This window comes from Delftia sp. RIT313 (assembly GCF_000632165.1).
Classification (GTDB): Bacteria; Pseudomonadota; Gammaproteobacteria; order Burkholderiales; family Burkholderiaceae_C; genus Comamonas; species Comamonas acidovorans.
This window is the reverse complement of sequence record NZ_JFYT01000031.1, coordinates 37,265-52,414: the sequence shown is the minus strand read 5'-3', so window position 1 is coordinate 52,414 and position 15,150 is coordinate 37,265. Positions and strand designations below refer to the sequence as shown.

Sequence of the window (15,150 nt, the reverse complement as noted above, 5' to 3'; positions counted from 1 at the left end):
GCGTGATGTAAGCGGTTGTGATTCGCAGGCATAATGCAACCCGGTTGCGATAATGCCGCCTGGCTGCCCTGCCGTGTTCAGCGGCCTGACCTTTCATCACCCATGTCCTTGCCGACCCCCACTTCTTTGCCCATACCCGCCGGCATGCGTTCGACGCGTGCCACGCGGGCCGTGCTGGCGATGTGGGAGTCGCGGGCCGACGCACTCCTGAGCGAAGCCGATGTGGAAGCGACCCTGCACGCCCAGGGCGTGCAGGTCAACCGCGTCACCGTCTACCGGCTGCTGGACCGCCTGGCGGCAGCCGGTGTGTTGCGCCGCAGCGTGGATGCTGCCCGCGTGGCCCGCTACAGCCGGTCCGTGCCGGGCGCGGCCAGGCAGGCCGATGCCGCTGCGCATTTCGAATGCGCGGATTGCCACAGCGCTTTTCGGCTGGGCGGCGAGGGCGGTGGGGGCGGCGAGCCGCTGCAGGCCGCTTTGCTGCAGCTGCGCCAGGCGCTGGCCGCCAGCGGCCTGCAGGGCCGGGCCATCGATGTGGCGGTGACAGGGCTGTGCCAGGACTGCAGCAGTGCAGGGCCTTCCCGAAATGCCCCGTCCGCCTGAGGCGATCGCCCTAGCCCCTTTCTTCTCTTGCATAGCTCTTCAGGATTTCGCATGACCCTTGCACCGTTGCGCTTCGTTTCCTTGATCCTGGCCGCTGTCTTCCTGGCCGCAGCAGCCCAGGCACATGACCACGACCACGCGAAAGCCCAGCCGGACGCCAAGGCGCAGGGCGCCTCGGCGCCGCTCGATGCCCATGCCCGGGCCGACATGGAACGCCATCGCGCCATGGCCAAGGCCCACGAAGCCGCCGCGCAGTGCCTGGCCGCCGGCCGCGACCACGAGCAATGCCAAAAGCAAATGCAGGCCGATTGCAAGGGCCTGGCGCTGGGCAAGTTCTGCGGCATGCGCCATGCGCATTGAGTGCGGTCCTGCCCGCCGTGTGGCGCCGTGAGCAATCGCCAGTCTTTGTGACGGGATGGTGAAACCTGCCCCGCAAATTGGCGCATACACTCTGCGCTGCCCATCCAGCCCCTGATCCCTCCATGCCCTTGCAACCCCCGGAACGTCACTTGCCAGCGCAGGCCTCAAGGCCTGCGTTGCGCGGCGCCGTGCCGGGTCGGGCCTGGCTGGTGGCCTGGCTGCTGGTCTGGTCCATTGCCCTGGCGCCGCTGCTGGGCCAGATGCACCGCGTGGTACACGCGGGTGGCCTGGCTGCAGCCACGCTCCATGGCCCGGTGGAGGTGGTTGCCACTTCCTGCAATGCTCCTGTCGATTGGGTCCATGCGCTGTTCTCGGGCCACGGCCCGGCGGATTGCCAACTGCTGGACCAGTTGCACGAAGGCATGGCGGGGCCGCCATCCGCCGTGGTGCTGCCGCCTTTCTGGGGCGAGCAGGCCGAACCCGTCCAGCCGGTCGTCGTGCGCGATGGCCGCATGCTGGCGGCCTTCTTCGATGCGCGGGGTCCCCCGCATCCCATCACTGTCTACCTGGCGGCTTGAATCTCCGGGACTGGCGCTGCATGCGCCGGCCCTGCACAGCCGTTTGGCCGCGCCTTGCTGCATTGATCGCAACAAGGCGCCGCGCCCAGGTCCGGCAGTTCCTTGAATGCATATCCGATCGGATGGCCGCATGCGCCTGCAGGGCGCGCCGTGGCCGTCCGCTTCCGACGCCATTTTTTGCAGCGCCCGGATTTCCACGCCCGCAGGGCCGTGGCCGGCCGCTGCCGGGAAGACCAGTGATGAGAGTGACAACAAAGCAATACCACCAGGACGCCAAGGCGCAGGGGGAGAGGACGAAACTGCGCCCGCTGCTGCAGCAACTGCTGCTGGCAGGCGTGCTGGGCCCGGCGACGGGCGGCCTGGCCATGGCGGCAGAGCCTGCCGACCCCGTACCCGCAGCAGGACCCGCAGCCGCAGCTGCTGCCGATGCGGGCGCGCCGCGCAGTGATGCCCCCGTGCTCAATGAGGTGACGGTCAAGGCCAGCGGCCTGGGCCTGACCTCGGCCGACATGTCCACGCCGGCCACGGTGCTGGAAGGCGACGTGCTCACGCTGCGGCAGGCGGCCACGCTGGGCGAGACGCTGGATGGCGAGCCCGGCATCCACGCCAGCCATTTCGGCGCAGGCGCAAGCCGGCCCATCATCCGCGGCATGGACGGCCCGCGCGTGCAAATCCTCAGCGATGGCTCCGAGCTGCACGATGCCTCCACCATCAGCCCTGACCATGCCGTGGCCAGCGAGCCCATGCTGGCCACGCAGATCGAGGTGCTGCGCGGCCCCTCGGCGCTGATCTACGGCGGCGGTGGCGCCATGGGCGGCGTGGTCAACATCCTGGACGACAAGATTCCCACGTCGATTCCCAAGAACGGCATCACGGGCTCGGCCCAGCTGCGCGGCAGCACCGGCGCGGGCGAGACGGCGGGCGCTTTCTCGCTGACGGGCGGCGCCGGCCAGCTGGCCATCCACGCCGAGGGCATGGCGCGCGATGCCGGCGACTACCGCGTGGGCAGCGGCTGGGCGCCCAACGGCCAGTCCCAGGGGCGCGTGGGCGGCAGCTTCAACCGCACGGACACGGGCAGCCTGGGCCTGTCCTGGATCGGCACGCAAGGCTACCTGGGCCTGGCCTACACGCGCCAGACCGCGCGCTATGGCCTGCCAGGCCACAACCACAGCTTCGAGGGCTGCCACACCCATGGCGATCATCTGCACTGCGGCGGCCATGACCACGGCGACGAGGACGGGCATGACCATGGCGGCGACGACCACGATCACGACCATGGCAGCGTGCCGGTGGTCGATCTCAACAGCGAGCGCTGGGATCTGCGCGGCGAATGGCGCAATCCGACGGCTGGCATCGCGGCGCTGCGCGTGCGCGGTGGCTGGACCGACTATCGCCATGACGAGATCGAAGGCGGCCAGGTCTCCACCACGTTCAAGAACCGCGCCCATGACCTGCGCGTGGAGGCAGAGCTGGAGCCCATCGCCGGCTGGCGCGGCGTCATCGGTCTGCAGACCGTGCAGCGCAAGTTCAGTGCCGAGGGTGAGGAGGCCTATGTGCAGCCCACCGAAACCCGCCGCAACAGCATCTACCTGCTGGAGGAATACCGCTGGCAGGACTGGCGCTGGCAAGCTGCGCTGCGCCACGAGCGCCAGACCGTGGACGCCCAGCAAAGCGGCATCTCGCGCAGCCACAGCGGCACATCGTTCTCGCTGGGCTCGGTGTGGAAGTTCACCCCGGGCTACAGCCTCTCGGCTTCGCTGACGCAGGGCAACCGCCTGCCCACGGCCGAGGAGCTGTACGCCAACGGCCTGCACATGGCGACTTCCACCTACGAGCGCGGCAATGCCGACCTCAAGCGCGAACGCTCGCAGGCGCTGGACATCGGCCTGCGCAAGACGGCGGGCGACACCACGTTCAGCGTCAATGCCTTCCACCATCGCGTCAAGGGCTATATCTATGGCGCCACGCTGGACGAGCATGACGGCCTGCAACTGCTGCAGTACACCCAGGCCGATGCGCGCTTCACCGGCGTGGAGGGCCAGGTGCGCCAGAAGCTGTCGCGCCAGTGGGGCGTGACCCTGTTCGGTGACGCCGTGCGTGCGCGGCTGGAAGACGGCTCCGCCTTGCCGCGCATCCCCGCGGCGCGCGTGGGCCTGCGCGTGGACACCTTCTACAAGGGCTGGGATGCCCAGGCCGAATGGGTGCAGGTGCTGCGCCAGAACCGCGTCACCGCCTATGAGACCGAGACGGACGGCTACGGCATGCTCAACGTCTCTGCCAGCTACACGCTGCGCACCTCGGGTGGCATGCCCTGGCAGTTCTTCATCAAGGGCAACAACCTGACCAACCGCCTGGCCTTCGCCCACACCTCGTTCATCAAGAACGCTGCGCCGCTGATGGGGCGCAACATCACGGTGGGCGTGAAGGTGTCGTTCTAAGAACGCACTCCAGGGCGAACTGCCCGCTGCGCACCAGCGCCGTCTGCTACAGGTAATGCTGCAGATGGCGCAGGGCGCGCGCGCTGTCAACGCCTATCCACTGCACGACTTCGGTCTCGGCACGGCCCGCGCGCAGCCACTGCACGATGGCCGTGTTGCGCAGCACCTGCGGGCCGACGCGGTGCAGCGGCGCCTGCTGCGCCGAGGCAGGCTGCGCGGCATGGGCGCGCTGTATCAGCTGTGAAGCCACATGGAACAGCACGCGCACCGACAGCGGCTGCCCCTCACGCGAATAAAAGACCGTGGCATCGGGTTGAACGGCCTCCGGCCCGCGCTGGCCGGCGCTGAAACCTTTCCAGTCCTGCAGCGCCTTCACCACCGTTTCCGACAGATCCAGCGTGCGCTGCTGCGCGGCGCGTGCGCCATCGATATGCAATTGACAGGGAAGGCCATCGCCTGGTCCGGCGCATTGCACATCGCGCCAGCACAGACCGCGCACCTCCTCGGGCGCCAGCGCCAGTTCGTACAGCAGCAGCAAGATGGCGCGGTCGCGCGCCGACTGAAAGCCGTCGGCCATCGGTATGTGGCGGGGCAGGGCATTCCACAGCGACGCGGGAAGGCAATGGCCCTGGCCGTCTTCGGCAGGTGGGCGTTCCTGCGGCGCCAGCCCTGCGGCGGGATTGGCGCTGACCCAGCCGTGGTCCAGCGCATGGTCGTAAATGCGTTCCAGCAATCGCCAGTAGCGCCTGCGCGTGACCTCGCTGATGCGGCGGCCGGGCTGGTGGCCCGACAACTGGCCTTCGCGCGGGCGCAGGAAATTCTGGACATCAACGGCGGTGGCCTGTTGCCAGGCGCGGGCCTTCGCCTTGACTTTGCCTTTCGGCGTGGCGGGGGAGGGGGGACCTTCTTTGGCTGACATGCCGGCATCGCCCAGGCTGCGCAGCCAGGCACGCCATACCTTTTCGTAGCCGCTGTCGGGTGCCGTGTCCAGGGCATCCCAGCCCTTGGCGCCCTCGGCTTCCAGCCAATGCCGGAACAGGGCCAGTCCGTCGGGGACAGTGGACGGCGGCTTGCCGGCAGCGGGTGCCTGAGAGGGTGATGAAGTCATGGGCGTTGAGAACAAAACGAGTCAACCAATGGAGTTGTTCAATGTAACTTACATGAAGTTAAGCAGCAACCTTGTTATCGACTGATGAACACCAGTGGCGACAAGTCGCCAGAAAAAGGGCCGTTCGGCCTGGATTCGAGTCCTTGGCACGTCTCTAAAGTGTGTTGTGCACTTTCAAGCACCCGCGCCGGCTCTGCGCGCTGGTGATCGCAAGCGCTGGTCCAGGGGAAGCAAGGGGAGGGCAGAAGGCGGCCCCTGCCTTCAGGACAGGGGCCGCCACGGTCAAGCCGCCATGCGCCCGAATCGGCCAGCGTTGAAGTCGGCAATGGCCTCGCGGATCTCGGCCTCGCTGTTCATCACGAATGGGCCGTGGCCCACCACGGGCTCTGCAATGGGCTCACCCTCCAGCCACAGCACGGTGGCGTCGTTATTGGCCTCCAGGCGCACCAGATCAGCCTCGCGATCGAAGTGCACCAACTGGCCTTCCCGAACAACCTCGCCGTCGTTGACCAGCACCGTGCCATGCAGCACGACCAGGGCCAGCGTATGTCCGGGCTTGGCGCGCAGCTCGGTGGTGCTGCCGGCTTTCAGGCGCAGGTCCCAGACATTGATGGGCGTGAAGGTGCGCGCCGGCCCCTGGCTGTTGCCAAAGGCTCCGGCAATCACCCGCACCCGGCCTGAGCCGCCTGGCAGTTCCACGGACGGGATCTGTCCATCCAGCAGGGTCTGGTAGCCAGGCGCAACCGACTTGTCCCTGGCGGGCAGGTTCACCCACAGCTGCACCATCTCCAGCCGCCCGCCGCGTTCGGTGAACGCATGGGAATGGAATTCCTCATGCAGGATGCCCGAGCCGGCCGTCATCCACTGCACGTCGCCAGGGCCGATCAGGCCGCCAGCACCGGTCGAGTCCCGGTGCTCGACTTCGCCCTCATAGACGATGGTCACGGTCTCGAAGCCGCGGTGCGGATGCACGCCCACGCCGCGAGGCTGGGCAGCCGGCTCGAAGCTGGCGGGGCCTGCGTGGTCCAGCAGCAGAAAGGGGCTCAGAGCCGCACCATGGTTGCCGTAGCTGAACAGCGAGCGCACGGGAAAGCCGTCGCCCACCCAATGGGCACGGGGAGCGCTGTAGACGCCGAGCATCTTCTTGAGCATTTGCTTCTCCTTGGGAATCGTGGCTGCCGCAGCGTTAGCGCCAGCCATTTTTTGCACATGGGAGAATCTTAGGATTTGAACGATGAATGCGGTAGATAGCAAAATTTGCCTTCATCGTCCTGAATAAAGAACAATGACCATGCTGCGTGTGCGGGCCGAAAGGGCGCAGTGCCTGGTCGTCCTGCCAGGCTGGGATCTGCGCCGCGAGTTGATCCATGCGGTGTACGCATCCCGGCGCGGGCAATTGCCCGCCGTGCGGCTGCTTATCGACCATCTGGCCCAGGCCTTCGAGGCCCTGGAAGAAGCCTGAATGAGGCAGGGCCTGGCCTGCGGCGCATAATCTGCGCGCGCCGCCAACCTGCGCAGGCGCAGCTTCCCGATCCCGCTTCAGTGAACTCTCCCGTCTTTGCCTCCCTCATCCCCGTCATTCTTTGCATTGGCGCAGGCTTTCTCGCCGCCCGCCTGGGCTGGGTGCGGGCCGCCGCCATCAAGGATTTGTCCAACCTCGTTTTCCTGGTGCTCACGCCGGCGCTGCTGTTCCGCACCATGGGCGCGGTGCGGGTGCAGGAGCTGGACTTTCAGCCCGTGGCGCTGTATTTCCTGGCGACTGCGCTGATCTTCGGGGTGTCCATGGTCCTGGGCGGTTTTTCCACGCGTTCGGCCGCGCGGGGGCTGGCCAATATGTTCAGCAATACCGTCATGATCGGCGTGCCGCTGGTGGGGCTGGTCTACGGGGAGGAAGGGCTTGTCACGTTGTTCACCCTGGTCTCGCTGCATGCGCTGATCCTGCTGACCGCAGCCACCATCGTGTTCGAGCTGGCCGAGGCCCGCGAGCACCAGCGGTCGGGCCAGAGCGCCCCGCGCCCCATGTGGCGCACGGTGCTGCAGGCGGTGCGCAACGGCATCGTTCATCCTGTGCCGCTGCCCATACTCGCCGGCCTGCTGTTCGCACAGACCGGTCTGGCTCTTCCTGGCGTGGTGGATCGCTCACTGCAGGTCTTGGGCCAGGCGCTGGGCCCCATGGCGCTGCTGCTGGTGGGTGTGACCCTGGCCTATACCAAGGTGGGCCAGAACCTGCGCGAGGCCGTGGGCATCGCGCTGGTCAAGAACCTGGTGCATCCGCTGCTGGTGCTTGCGCTGGCCTGGGCCTTCGGTCTGGGCGGCCTGCCAGTGGCCGTGATGTTCACGGCGGCTGCACTGCCCGTGGGGGCCAACGTGTTCCTGTTCACGCAGCGCTATGGCGTGATGCAGGAGGAGGTGTCCGCCAGCATTGCGGTGTCCACGGCGCTGGCCTTGCTTACCGTGCCGCTGATGCTGTGGCTGGCCCAGCGTCTGCTGGGCTGACGGGTTTCAGCAGGAGCAGCGCCAGCAATCCGGGGGATCAGGGCGCCAGGCGCTGGCGCAGCCAGGTTCCAGCTTCCAGCTGGTAGCACAGGCGGTCGTGCAGCCGGCTCTTGCGGCCTTGCCAGAATTCCCAGCGCTCGGGCACTAGCCTGAATCCACCCCAGTGCGGCGGGCGCGGCGGGTTCAGCAGGAATTGCGCGCCGTACTTGGCCGCATTGGCCACCAGTACGCTGCGGCCGCTGATGACCTGGCTTTGCGGACTGGCCCAGGCACCGATGCGCGAGTCCAGCGGGCGGCTGTTGAAGTAGGCATCGCTTTCGGCATCGCTGACCTTTTCCACGCGGCCCTCGATGCGCACCACGCGCTCCAGCTCCACCCAGTGGAACTGCAGCGCTGCAAATGGATTGCCCGCCAGTTGCTGGCCCTTGCGGCTGTCGTAGTTCGTGTACCAGACCAGGCCGCGCTCGTCATAGCCCTTGATGAGCACGATGCGCGTGCTGGGCCGCAGGTCGCCGCCCACAGTGGCCAGCGTCATGGCATTGGGCTCGGGCACCTGGGCGCTCAGGGCTTCCTGCAGCCATTGGTCAAACTGCTGCAGCGGATCGGCCAGGGAGGCCGATTCGCTCAGTTCCGCGCGCTCGTAGCTTTTGCGCAGATCGGCGATCGAGGTGGAAATGCTGCTCATGGCCTGCATTGTGCCTGCGCCCGACCTCCCATTTGCTGCGCTAGAGTTGCGCATGCTCAGAGACTTCAAAGGCCGCCCCTGCGTGCTCATCCTCGCCTCGGGCCGTGGCGAGCGTTTCCGCGCGTCGGGCGGCACCATGCACAAGCTCGCCGCGCCGCTGGGCGGCAGCACCGTGCTGGAACACACACTGGCCGCCGTCCGCGCCAGCGGCCTGCCCTGGCATCTGGAAGATGCGGGCCACCCCGGAATGGGCGATTCGCTGTCTGCGGCCGTGCGTGCCACAGCCGATGCGCCAGGCTGGCTGGTCTTGCCGGCCGACCTGCCGCTGGTGAGTCCACAGACCTTGCTGAAAGTGGCCGATGCATTGCATGCGGGGGCCCGAGCCGCCCAGCCTGTCCATCAAGGCGAGCGTGGACATCCCGTGGGTTTCGGCGCCGCATGCGGCGCGGCGCTCATGGCGTTGAGCGGAGAGAAGGGCGGGGCGCCTGTGCTGAAGGCGCTGCGCGAAGCCGGACATGTGGTTCAGGTCGATGTGGACGATGCTGGTGTGCTCACCGACATCGATACGCTGGACGATCTGGCGCGCGCTGAGGTGTTGCTGCAGAACCGGCCTGAAGTGGGCTGAATTCAGGCTTCGCCGTCTGCCGAAGCGGGGCCGCCTTCGGTCGCTGGGTCGGCTTGGCTGCCTTGGCAATAACCGCGCAGTTTGAGCAAGGCCCGATACATCACCTCCCGTTCCTCCTGCGTCAGCGCCAGCAGAGCAGCGGCCTGGTGTTGTCGGGCCACGGGCATTACCTCGTCATGCAACTGCCGGCCCGCAGGCGTGATGGAGCACAGGATCTTCTTGCGTGGAGTGGAGCCTTGCGCCAGCAGGGCCACCAGGCCGCGTTCCTCGAGCAGCCGCAGCGCCCGGCTCACCAGGGCCTTGTCCGAAGTGGATTGCACCACCAGCGCGCTGAACGGCAACTCGCCTGCATGCGCGACAAGGGCCAACAGCCGCCACTCCGAAACCGTCAAGCCCGCCGTATCGGCATAGGGCACGGTGATGGTGCGCCGCAGCGCATTGCCCACCTGGCTCATCAGCGTGGTCAGAAAGGCATCGACGGTCAGGCTGCTGCCTGCCTCGTCAAGGTGGGTCCAGGGATTGCCTGCGGGCGTGCTGGGCACAGGGAGAGGAGAAGGTGGGATGGACATGTTCCCATCAATTGTTTCACAGGCTGCCTGACGTTTGTCTTGTGGAATTTCTTTGGAGAAATCAATAGAGGTCAATCGGTGTTTTCGGTAAGTTGATTCATCAACTTACTGGAGAAAATCGTCATTGATTCTTTTGAGGATCAATGTTTCATGAATGAGACGTATAAATTCATCCCATAGCCAGCCCCAGCTGCCATGCCCGTATCTGACCGATGCATGTCCGCGCTTTCAAAGGAGCCAGTGATGACCCCCCATCGTCGGCAAGGCCTGACCATTGCAGCATTGGCTTTTGCCACCGCTGTCTGTGGTCCGGCATTTGCACAGGACTACCCCGCCAGGCCGATCACCGTGGTGGTCGCCTATCCCGCAGGTGGTGACACGGACGCCATGGCGCGCCTGTTTGCCGAAAAGCTCACGGTGCGTCTGCGCCAGCCCGTGGTGGTGGACAACCGGCCCGGGGCGGGCGGCACCGTGGGCAACAACCTGGTTGCGCGGGCCGTGCCCGATGGCTACACGCTGCTGTTCACGCCCAACCCCTTCACCATCGCCCCCATGGTGATGAGGCTCCCTCCTGCCGCGACCTATGACCCCTTGAAAGGTTTCACCCCCGTGGTGCAGACCGCCAGCCAGGCCGTGCTGCTCGTGGCCCATCCCTCCACGGGATTCAAAAGCGTGGCCGACATGGTGGCTGCGGCCAAGGCCGGCAAGACGCTCAGCTACGCCAGTCCCGGCGCAGGCTCGCCCATGCACATAGGTGCCGAGTGGCTGAACCGCGCTGCCGGAGTGAGCATTCAGCATGTGCCCTATCGCGGCGTGGCACCGGCCGTCAACGATGTGGCAGCGGGCCATGTAGGACTGGCCTACGTCACGCTGGGGCCGGTGGCCCAGTACATCCAGGCGGGCAAGCTGCGCGCGCTGGCCGTGACCGACCCGAAGCGTTCGCCCCTGCTGCCCGATGTGCCTTCGCTGGCGGAACTGGGCTACAGGGACATCGCCGCGGGTGCCTGGAATGGCTTCTTCGCGCCCAAGGGCACGCCGGCCGCCGTGGTGCAGACCTTGAACACCCATCTCAACGAGATCCTCAGGATGCCGGAGGTGGCGGCAAAGATGGCCACCTTCGGTGCCGTGCCCGTGGGCGGGTCGCCGCAGGTGCTGGCCGATGTCAACGCTGCCGACTACGAGCGCCTGGGCAAGGTGATCCGCGAACTCGGCATCACCGCTGAATGACATGAATATCTCGAATTCCACGCTGGGCCGCGAGACGGCCCAGGTCACGGCGCTGTCCAAGGTACTAGGTCGTGCCCAGTACGCGGGCGACCTCAAGCTGCCGGGCATGCTGCATGCCAAGCTGTTGCGCAGCCCCTATCCGCATGCGCGCATCGTGCGCATCGACATTGCTGCAGCGCGTGCGCTGCCCGGTGTGAAAGCCGTGCTGACCGGGGCAGATGCACCGCGCACGCCCTGGGGCGTGAGCCACAAGGAGCGGCGCATCCTGGCCGACGGCCTGGTGCGCTTTGCGGGGGAAGAGGTGGCAGCCGTGGCTGCCGCCACAGAAGAGATCGCCCGCGATGCGCTGGACCTGATCGAGGTCGAGTACGAAGAACTGCCCGCCATCCTGTCGCCCGAGGAAGCCCTGGATGAAGAAGCGCCCGGCGTTCATCCGGGCCGGGGCAACATCGCCCACGAGATCCGCTTCGAGCGCGGCGATGCAGATGCCGGATTCGCCGCAGCTGATCTGGTTCACGAAGCCACGTACACCACGCATGCGCAGTACCCGGGCTACCTGGAACCCATGGCAACCCTGGCCTCTATCGACGCCGATGGCCGCCTGCTGGTACAGACCTCCACGCAGTCGGTTTTCCTGGCGCGTGCCCGGCTGGCGGCGGCGCTGGAGCTGCCGGTGTCCGCCATCCGCGTGGTGCAGGCCACCACGGGCGGCGGCTTTGGCGGCAAGATCGTCGAGGACGACAACCAGCTCGTGGCGGGCCTGCTGGCCCTGCGCACCGGGCGGCCCGTGCGCCTGGTCAACAACCGGCTGGAGGACTTCCTGGCCTGCTGCTCCAGCGTCCCCGAGCGCATCACGCTCAAGCTGGGCATGGCGCGTGATGGCCGCATCCTCGCCAAGCAGGTGCACATCGTTGCCGAGTGCGGTGCCTATGCGGGTCTGTCGGCCGAGGTCATGCACGTCAGTGCCATGCGCAGCGACAACATGCACAGGCAGGGCAACGTCCGATCGCACGCCACCCTGGTCTATACCAACAACCCGCCGCACGGCGCGTTCCGCGGCTTTGGCGGTACGCAGATGCTGTTCGCGCTCAACAGCCACATCCACATCATGGCCGAGCAGCTGGGGCTGGATCCGGCCGAAGTCCACAAGCTCAATGCAGTGGAAGCCGGCGACGTGACAGTGCATGGCTGGAAGATCGGCAGCGCCGGCCTCAAGGAGTGCATAGACCAGGCCACCGATGCCATCGACTGGCGCGGCAAGCGCGCCCGCCCCCGCCAGGCCCTTGGCGCCCGCCGCAGGGGCGTGGGCATGGCCGCGGCCATGCATGTCAGCGGCAACCGCACCATGGGCAACTGGGACGGCTCCACCGTGGTGGTGCGCATCCATGAGGATGGCCAGGTGCTTGTGCTCAGTGGCGAGTGCGACATGGGCCAGGGCGCGGCCACCATGCTCAGCCAGATCGTCGCCCATGAACTCACGCTGCCGTTGTCGCAGGTCCGCGTGGCCGCACCCGACACGGACAGCACGCCCTTCGCCATAGGCTCGCTGGCCTCGCGCGTGACCATGGCTGCAGGCAATGCCGCCATAGGTGCCGCGCAGGCGGCCCGCAGCAAGCTGCTGGCCCTGGCCGCCGTCGTGCTGGAGGCGCAGGTCGACGACCTGGAGCTGGCCGATGGTCAGGTGCGCGTGCGCGGCACCGACCGTGCGGCAGGCATGGCCGAGCTCGCACGCCAGCACATCTGGCGCCATGGCGGCGAGGGCATACAGGTCAGCCACACCTGGGATGCCCAGACGCAGATGCACGACGCCCAGCTGCACGGCAACATCGCGCCGGCCTATTCCTTCGCGGCCCAGGCAGTGGAGGTCGAGGTCGATACGGAAACCGGCCAGGTCCGGGTGCTTGACAGCTATGTGGCCGACGACTGCGGCAAGGCGCTGAACCCCGTCGCCATCCATGGGCAGACCAACGGGGCCACCGTCCAGGCCATGGGCTGGGCCCTTTACGAGCAACTGCACCTGGAAGGCGGGCGCCTGGCCAACGGCAACTTCGCCGACTACACCATGCCAACGGCCGACGCCGTGCCCTTGCTGCGCGGCGGCTTTGTCGAGTCCAACGACCCCAACGGCCCCTATGGCGCCAAAGGGGCCAGCGAAACCGCCATCCTGCCGGGAGCGCCTGCCATCGCCAACGCCGTGTACGACGCCATCGGCGTGCGCATATGCGATCTGCCGATCACGCCCGAAAAAATCCTGGCGGCGCTGCGCGCACGCGCCGAGGAGGGCCGTCATGCATGACTTCGACTTCCTGGAGCCCACCTCGGTGGCGGAGGCCAGCCGGTTGCTGGCCGAACTGGGCGAGGACTGCCGCGTGATCGCCGGCGGCACGGCCTTGATGCTGGGCATGCGCCAGCGCATGCTCGCGCCCACGCACCTGGTCTCGCTGGCTGGCATCGATGCGTTGCGCGGCCTGGACTTCGACCCGGTGCGTGGCCTGCGTATCGGCGCCCTGGTGCGCCATGCCGAACTGGCGGCCTCGCCGCTGGTGTCGCATCACTATCCTGTCTTGGCCGGCATGGCGCAGCGCATGGCCAACCCGCAGGTGCGCAATCAGGGCACGGTGGGCGGCAATCTCTGCTATGCCGACCCCTCCACCGACCCGCCCGGCTGCCTGATGGCATTGGGCGCCCAGATCGTACTGGCCAGCGCAAGAGGCGAGCGCCTGTTGGACATCGAGGACTTCCTGGTCGACTACTACGCCACGGCGCTGGAAGGCGACGAGATCGTCAGCGAGATCCGCGTGCCGCCCATGGGGCAAGGAGACGACCGGCGCAGCGGTGTGTACACGCGCTTTCTGCGCACAGCGGCCGAACACCGGCCGCTGGCCAGCGTGGCCCTGGTGGCGCACACCGCCGGGGGCATCTGCCGCGACGCGCGTCTCGTCGTGGGCGCCTCTACGCCCATACCCGTGCGCCAGCGGCGCGCCGAGGGCTTTCTTGAAGGCCGTGCCCTCACCTGGGCCTTGGCGGCCGAGGCGGGTGACATCGTCGCGGCCGACATCACACCGGTTTCGGACCTGCGCGGCTCGGCGGATTTCCGCCGAGAAATGGTGCGCGTCAACGTGCGGCGCACCGTGGCCGAACTGTTTGGCCTGGACCTGGCACTGGAACAAGGAGAGCTGGCATGAGCCGACATCGCATCGAATGCACCGTCAACGGCGAGCCCTGCAGCGTGGACGTGCCTGCGCGCCGGCTGCTGTCGGATTTTCTGCGTGATGACCTGCACCTGACGGGCACCAAGCGCGGCTGCGAGACGGGCGTGTGCGGCGCCTGCTCGGTGCTGCTGGATGGCGAAGTGGTGAAGTCCTGCCTGCTGCTGGCCGTGCAGGTCCAGGGCCGCGCGCTCACCACCATCGAAGGCCTGGCCGACCGTAATGCTGGGGGTGCGGGCGCAGACCCGTCACAACGGCTGCACCCGCTGCAGCAAAGCTTCATGCAATGCGGCGGCCTGCAGTGCGGCTACTGCACACCGGGCTTCATCATGGCCGCCTGCGATCTGCTGGGGCGTAACCCCCTTCCCGGCGCGGACGAAGTTCGCCATGGCCTCAACGGCAACCTGTGCCGTTGCACGGGCTACACCCAGATCGTGGAATCGGTCCTTGTGGCCGCGGAGAAAATGCATGGAAATTGAGAAAACCCTGACTGTTTCGGCCTCGCGAGAGCGGGTATGGGCCTTGTTGCTCGATCCCCAGGTCATGGGAGGTGCCGTGCCGGGCATGCAGTCCATCGAAGTGGTCAGTCCCACCGAATACGTGGCGGTGATGCACCAGAAGATCTCCTTCATCAGCGCCAGATTCAAGCTGCGCACACGCATCGTCGAGCAACGCGCTCCCGAGTATCTGCGCGTGGAAGGAACGGGAGAAGACACCTCGGTGGCCAGCTCGCTCAAGCAGCGCAGTGAAATCTTCCTGAGCGCCACGCCGGATGGAGGCACCGAACTGCGCATCAAGATCGACGTGGACCTGCTGGGCCGTCTGGGCGCCTTCGGCCTGAGCGTGATGAAGACCAAGGCCGACCGAATATGGGAGGAGTTCGGTAACAATCTGGCCGCGCGGCTCGAAGGCGGGGGAGGGGAGCCCGCTGCGGGCGAGGCGACCATGCAGGCGCCTGCACCTGTCGCGCCCGCGCCGGCCTCCGAGCCAGCCAGGGAAACGGTGGTGCAAGCCCGGAATTCGCCAGCACCAGCGCCAGCTTCGGAGCTCTCCTCCACGGCCCAAGACCTGCGGGGCCGTGGCTGGTGGGGGCGGCTAATCGGCAGCTTGAGCGGTGAGGGCAGCGCGGGCGCAGCCGACGCCATTCATGTCGAGCTGCGCCGTGGCGATACCACGGTCAGCGTCCAATGGCCGGGCGCGCGCGCCAAGCAGTGCGCGGCGTGGCTGCGCGACTGCCTGCGCTGAACGCAGACCC

The 15,150-nt window shown here is 67.1% G+C and carries 16 protein-coding genes; 12 read left to right on the top strand and 4 right to left on the bottom strand.

The window, feature by feature from the left end:
• Positions 1 to 102 precede the first annotated feature (102 nt).
• The 4 genes from BW39_RS05815 to BW39_RS05800 all read left to right on the top strand — a co-directional run bounded on the left by BW39_RS05815 (position 103) and on the right by BW39_RS05800 (position 3,976).
• Complete coding sequence (locus BW39_RS05815; protein WP_235264155.1) at positions 103 to 600, top strand: Fur family transcriptional regulator; 498 nt, start codon at positions 103 to 105, stop codon at positions 598 to 600.
• Between the two features lie 51 nt (positions 601 to 651).
• Positions 652 to 960 (top strand): hypothetical protein, encoded by a 309-nt coding sequence (locus BW39_RS05810; RefSeq protein ID WP_043820472.1) that lies wholly within the window; start codon positions 652 to 654, stop codon positions 958 to 960.
• A gap of 122 nt (positions 961 to 1,082) precedes the next feature.
• The gene (locus BW39_RS05805) at positions 1,083 to 1,538 is read left to right on the top strand and encodes a hypothetical protein (protein WP_043820469.1); all 456 of its coding nucleotides are present in this window, start codon (positions 1,083 to 1,085) and stop codon (positions 1,536 to 1,538) included.
• Between the two features lie 239 nt (positions 1,539 to 1,777).
• Entirely contained in the window at positions 1,778 to 3,976 is a 2,199-nt protein-coding gene (locus BW39_RS05800) for a TonB-dependent receptor domain-containing protein (protein WP_043820467.1), read from the top strand.
• 46 nt (positions 3,977 to 4,022) lie between these two features.
• On the opposite strand, the gene BW39_RS05795 is transcribed toward BW39_RS05800, so the two are convergent.
• Both BW39_RS05795 and BW39_RS05790 read right to left on the bottom strand, forming a co-directional pair.
• Entirely contained in the window at positions 4,023 to 5,084 is a 1,062-nt protein-coding gene (locus tag BW39_RS05795) for a tyrosine-type recombinase/integrase (protein ID WP_043820466.1), read from the bottom strand.
• A 282-nt stretch (positions 5,085 to 5,366) separates the two neighbouring features.
• Positions 5,367 to 6,236: a pirin family protein gene (locus tag BW39_RS05790; RefSeq protein WP_043820463.1), complete on the bottom strand. Its 870-nt coding sequence runs from the start codon at positions 6,234 to 6,236 to the stop codon at positions 5,367 to 5,369.
• A 133-nt stretch (positions 6,237 to 6,369) separates the two neighbouring features.
• On the opposite strand from BW39_RS05790, the gene BW39_RS31485 reads away from it, so the two are divergent.
• Entirely contained in the window at positions 6,370 to 6,546 is a 177-nt protein-coding gene (locus BW39_RS31485) for a hypothetical protein (RefSeq protein WP_161786978.1), read from the top strand.
• 80 nt (positions 6,547 to 6,626) lie between these two features.
• On the top strand, positions 6,627 to 7,580 hold the full coding sequence (locus BW39_RS05785; protein ID WP_043820461.1) for an AEC family transporter: 954 nt from the start codon (positions 6,627 to 6,629) through the stop codon (positions 7,578 to 7,580).
• Positions 7,581 to 7,617: 37 nt separating this feature from the next.
• Here BW39_RS05785 and pdxH read toward each other — a convergent pair whose 3' ends face one another.
• The gene (gene pdxH, locus BW39_RS05780) at positions 7,618 to 8,265 is read right to left on the bottom strand and encodes a pyridoxamine 5'-phosphate oxidase (RefSeq protein ID WP_012205769.1); all 648 of its coding nucleotides are present in this window, start codon (positions 8,263 to 8,265) and stop codon (positions 7,618 to 7,620) included.
• Between the two features lie 52 nt (positions 8,266 to 8,317).
• Between pdxH and BW39_RS05775 the strand changes: the two genes are divergently transcribed.
• Positions 8,318 to 8,890, top strand: coding sequence for a nucleotidyltransferase family protein (locus BW39_RS05775; protein ID WP_026062336.1), 573 nt, complete (start codon positions 8,318 to 8,320; stop codon positions 8,888 to 8,890).
• A gap of 2 nt (positions 8,891 to 8,892) precedes the next feature.
• On the opposite strand, the gene BW39_RS05770 is transcribed toward BW39_RS05775, so the two are convergent.
• Entirely contained in the window at positions 8,893 to 9,459 is a 567-nt protein-coding gene (locus BW39_RS05770; RefSeq protein WP_043820459.1) for a MarR family winged helix-turn-helix transcriptional regulator, read from the bottom strand.
• A gap of 243 nt (positions 9,460 to 9,702) precedes the next feature.
• Here BW39_RS05770 and BW39_RS05765 point away from each other — a divergent pair, with 243 nt between their 5' ends.
• The 5 genes from BW39_RS05765 to BW39_RS05745 are packed head-to-tail and all read left to right on the top strand — an operon-like array spanning position 9,703 to position 15,140.
• On the top strand, positions 9,703 to 10,686 hold the full coding sequence (locus tag BW39_RS05765; RefSeq protein ID WP_016451723.1) for a Bug family tripartite tricarboxylate transporter substrate binding protein: 984 nt from the start codon (positions 9,703 to 9,705) through the stop codon (positions 10,684 to 10,686).
• Between the two features lies 1 nt (position 10,687).
• Positions 10,688 to 12,982, top strand: a complete 2,295-nt coding sequence (locus BW39_RS05760) for a xanthine dehydrogenase family protein molybdopterin-binding subunit (protein WP_043820457.1) — start codon at positions 10,688 to 10,690, stop codon at positions 12,980 to 12,982.
• The gene (locus BW39_RS05755; RefSeq protein ID WP_016447072.1) at positions 12,975 to 13,871 is read left to right on the top strand and encodes an FAD binding domain-containing protein; all 897 of its coding nucleotides are present in this window, start codon (positions 12,975 to 12,977) and stop codon (positions 13,869 to 13,871) included. Before BW39_RS05760 ends, BW39_RS05755 begins: the two co-directional genes overlap by 8 nt.
• Positions 13,868 to 14,374: a (2Fe-2S)-binding protein gene (locus tag BW39_RS05750; protein WP_043820455.1), complete on the top strand. Its 507-nt coding sequence runs from the start codon at positions 13,868 to 13,870 to the stop codon at positions 14,372 to 14,374. Before BW39_RS05755 ends, BW39_RS05750 begins: the two co-directional genes overlap by 4 nt.
• Positions 14,364 to 15,140, top strand: a complete 777-nt coding sequence (locus tag BW39_RS05745) for a CoxG family protein (protein ID WP_043820452.1) — start codon at positions 14,364 to 14,366, stop codon at positions 15,138 to 15,140. Before BW39_RS05750 ends, BW39_RS05745 begins: the two co-directional genes overlap by 11 nt.
• The last annotated feature ends 10 nt before the right edge of the window (positions 15,141 to 15,150 follow it).

What these genes read in the sequence shown, in the direction of transcription:
- BW39_RS05815 (WP_235264155.1), top strand. Translation starts at nt 103, where the DNA reads ATGTCCTTGCCGACCCCCACTTCTTTGCCCATACCCGCCGGCATGCGT.
- BW39_RS05810 (WP_043820472.1), top strand. Translation starts at nt 652, where the DNA reads ATGACCCTTGCACCGTTGCGCTTCGTTTCCTTGATCCTGGCCGCTGTC.
- BW39_RS05805 (WP_043820469.1), top strand. Translation starts at nt 1,083, where the DNA reads ATGCCCTTGCAACCCCCGGAACGTCACTTGCCAGCGCAGGCCTCAAGG.
- BW39_RS05800 (WP_043820467.1), top strand. Translation starts at nt 1,778, where the DNA reads ATGAGAGTGACAACAAAGCAATACCACCAGGACGCCAAGGCGCAGGGG.
- BW39_RS05795 (WP_043820466.1), bottom strand. Translation starts at nt 5,084, where the DNA reads ATGACTTCATCACCCTCTCAGGCACCCGCTGCCGGCAAGCCGCCGTCC.
- BW39_RS05790 (WP_043820463.1), bottom strand. Translation starts at nt 6,236, where the DNA reads ATGCTCAAGAAGATGCTCGGCGTCTACAGCGCTCCCCGTGCCCATTGG.
- BW39_RS31485 (WP_161786978.1), top strand. Translation starts at nt 6,370, where the DNA reads ATGACCATGCTGCGTGTGCGGGCCGAAAGGGCGCAGTGCCTGGTCGTC.
- pdxH (WP_012205769.1), bottom strand. Translation starts at nt 8,265, where the DNA reads ATGAGCAGCATTTCCACCTCGATCGCCGATCTGCGCAAAAGCTACGAG.
- BW39_RS05775 (WP_026062336.1), top strand. Translation starts at nt 8,318, where the DNA reads ATGCTCAGAGACTTCAAAGGCCGCCCCTGCGTGCTCATCCTCGCCTCG.
- BW39_RS05770 (WP_043820459.1), bottom strand. Translation starts at nt 9,459, where the DNA reads ATGTCCATCCCACCTTCTCCTCTCCCTGTGCCCAGCACGCCCGCAGGC.
- BW39_RS05765 (WP_016451723.1), top strand. Translation starts at nt 9,703, where the DNA reads ATGACCCCCCATCGTCGGCAAGGCCTGACCATTGCAGCATTGGCTTTT.
- BW39_RS05760 (WP_043820457.1), top strand. Translation starts at nt 10,688, where the DNA reads ATGAATATCTCGAATTCCACGCTGGGCCGCGAGACGGCCCAGGTCACG.
- BW39_RS05755 (WP_016447072.1), top strand. Translation starts at nt 12,975, where the DNA reads ATGCATGACTTCGACTTCCTGGAGCCCACCTCGGTGGCGGAGGCCAGC.
- BW39_RS05750 (WP_043820455.1), top strand. Translation starts at nt 13,868, where the DNA reads ATGAGCCGACATCGCATCGAATGCACCGTCAACGGCGAGCCCTGCAGC.
- BW39_RS05745 (WP_043820452.1), top strand. Translation starts at nt 14,364, where the DNA reads ATGGAAATTGAGAAAACCCTGACTGTTTCGGCCTCGCGAGAGCGGGTA.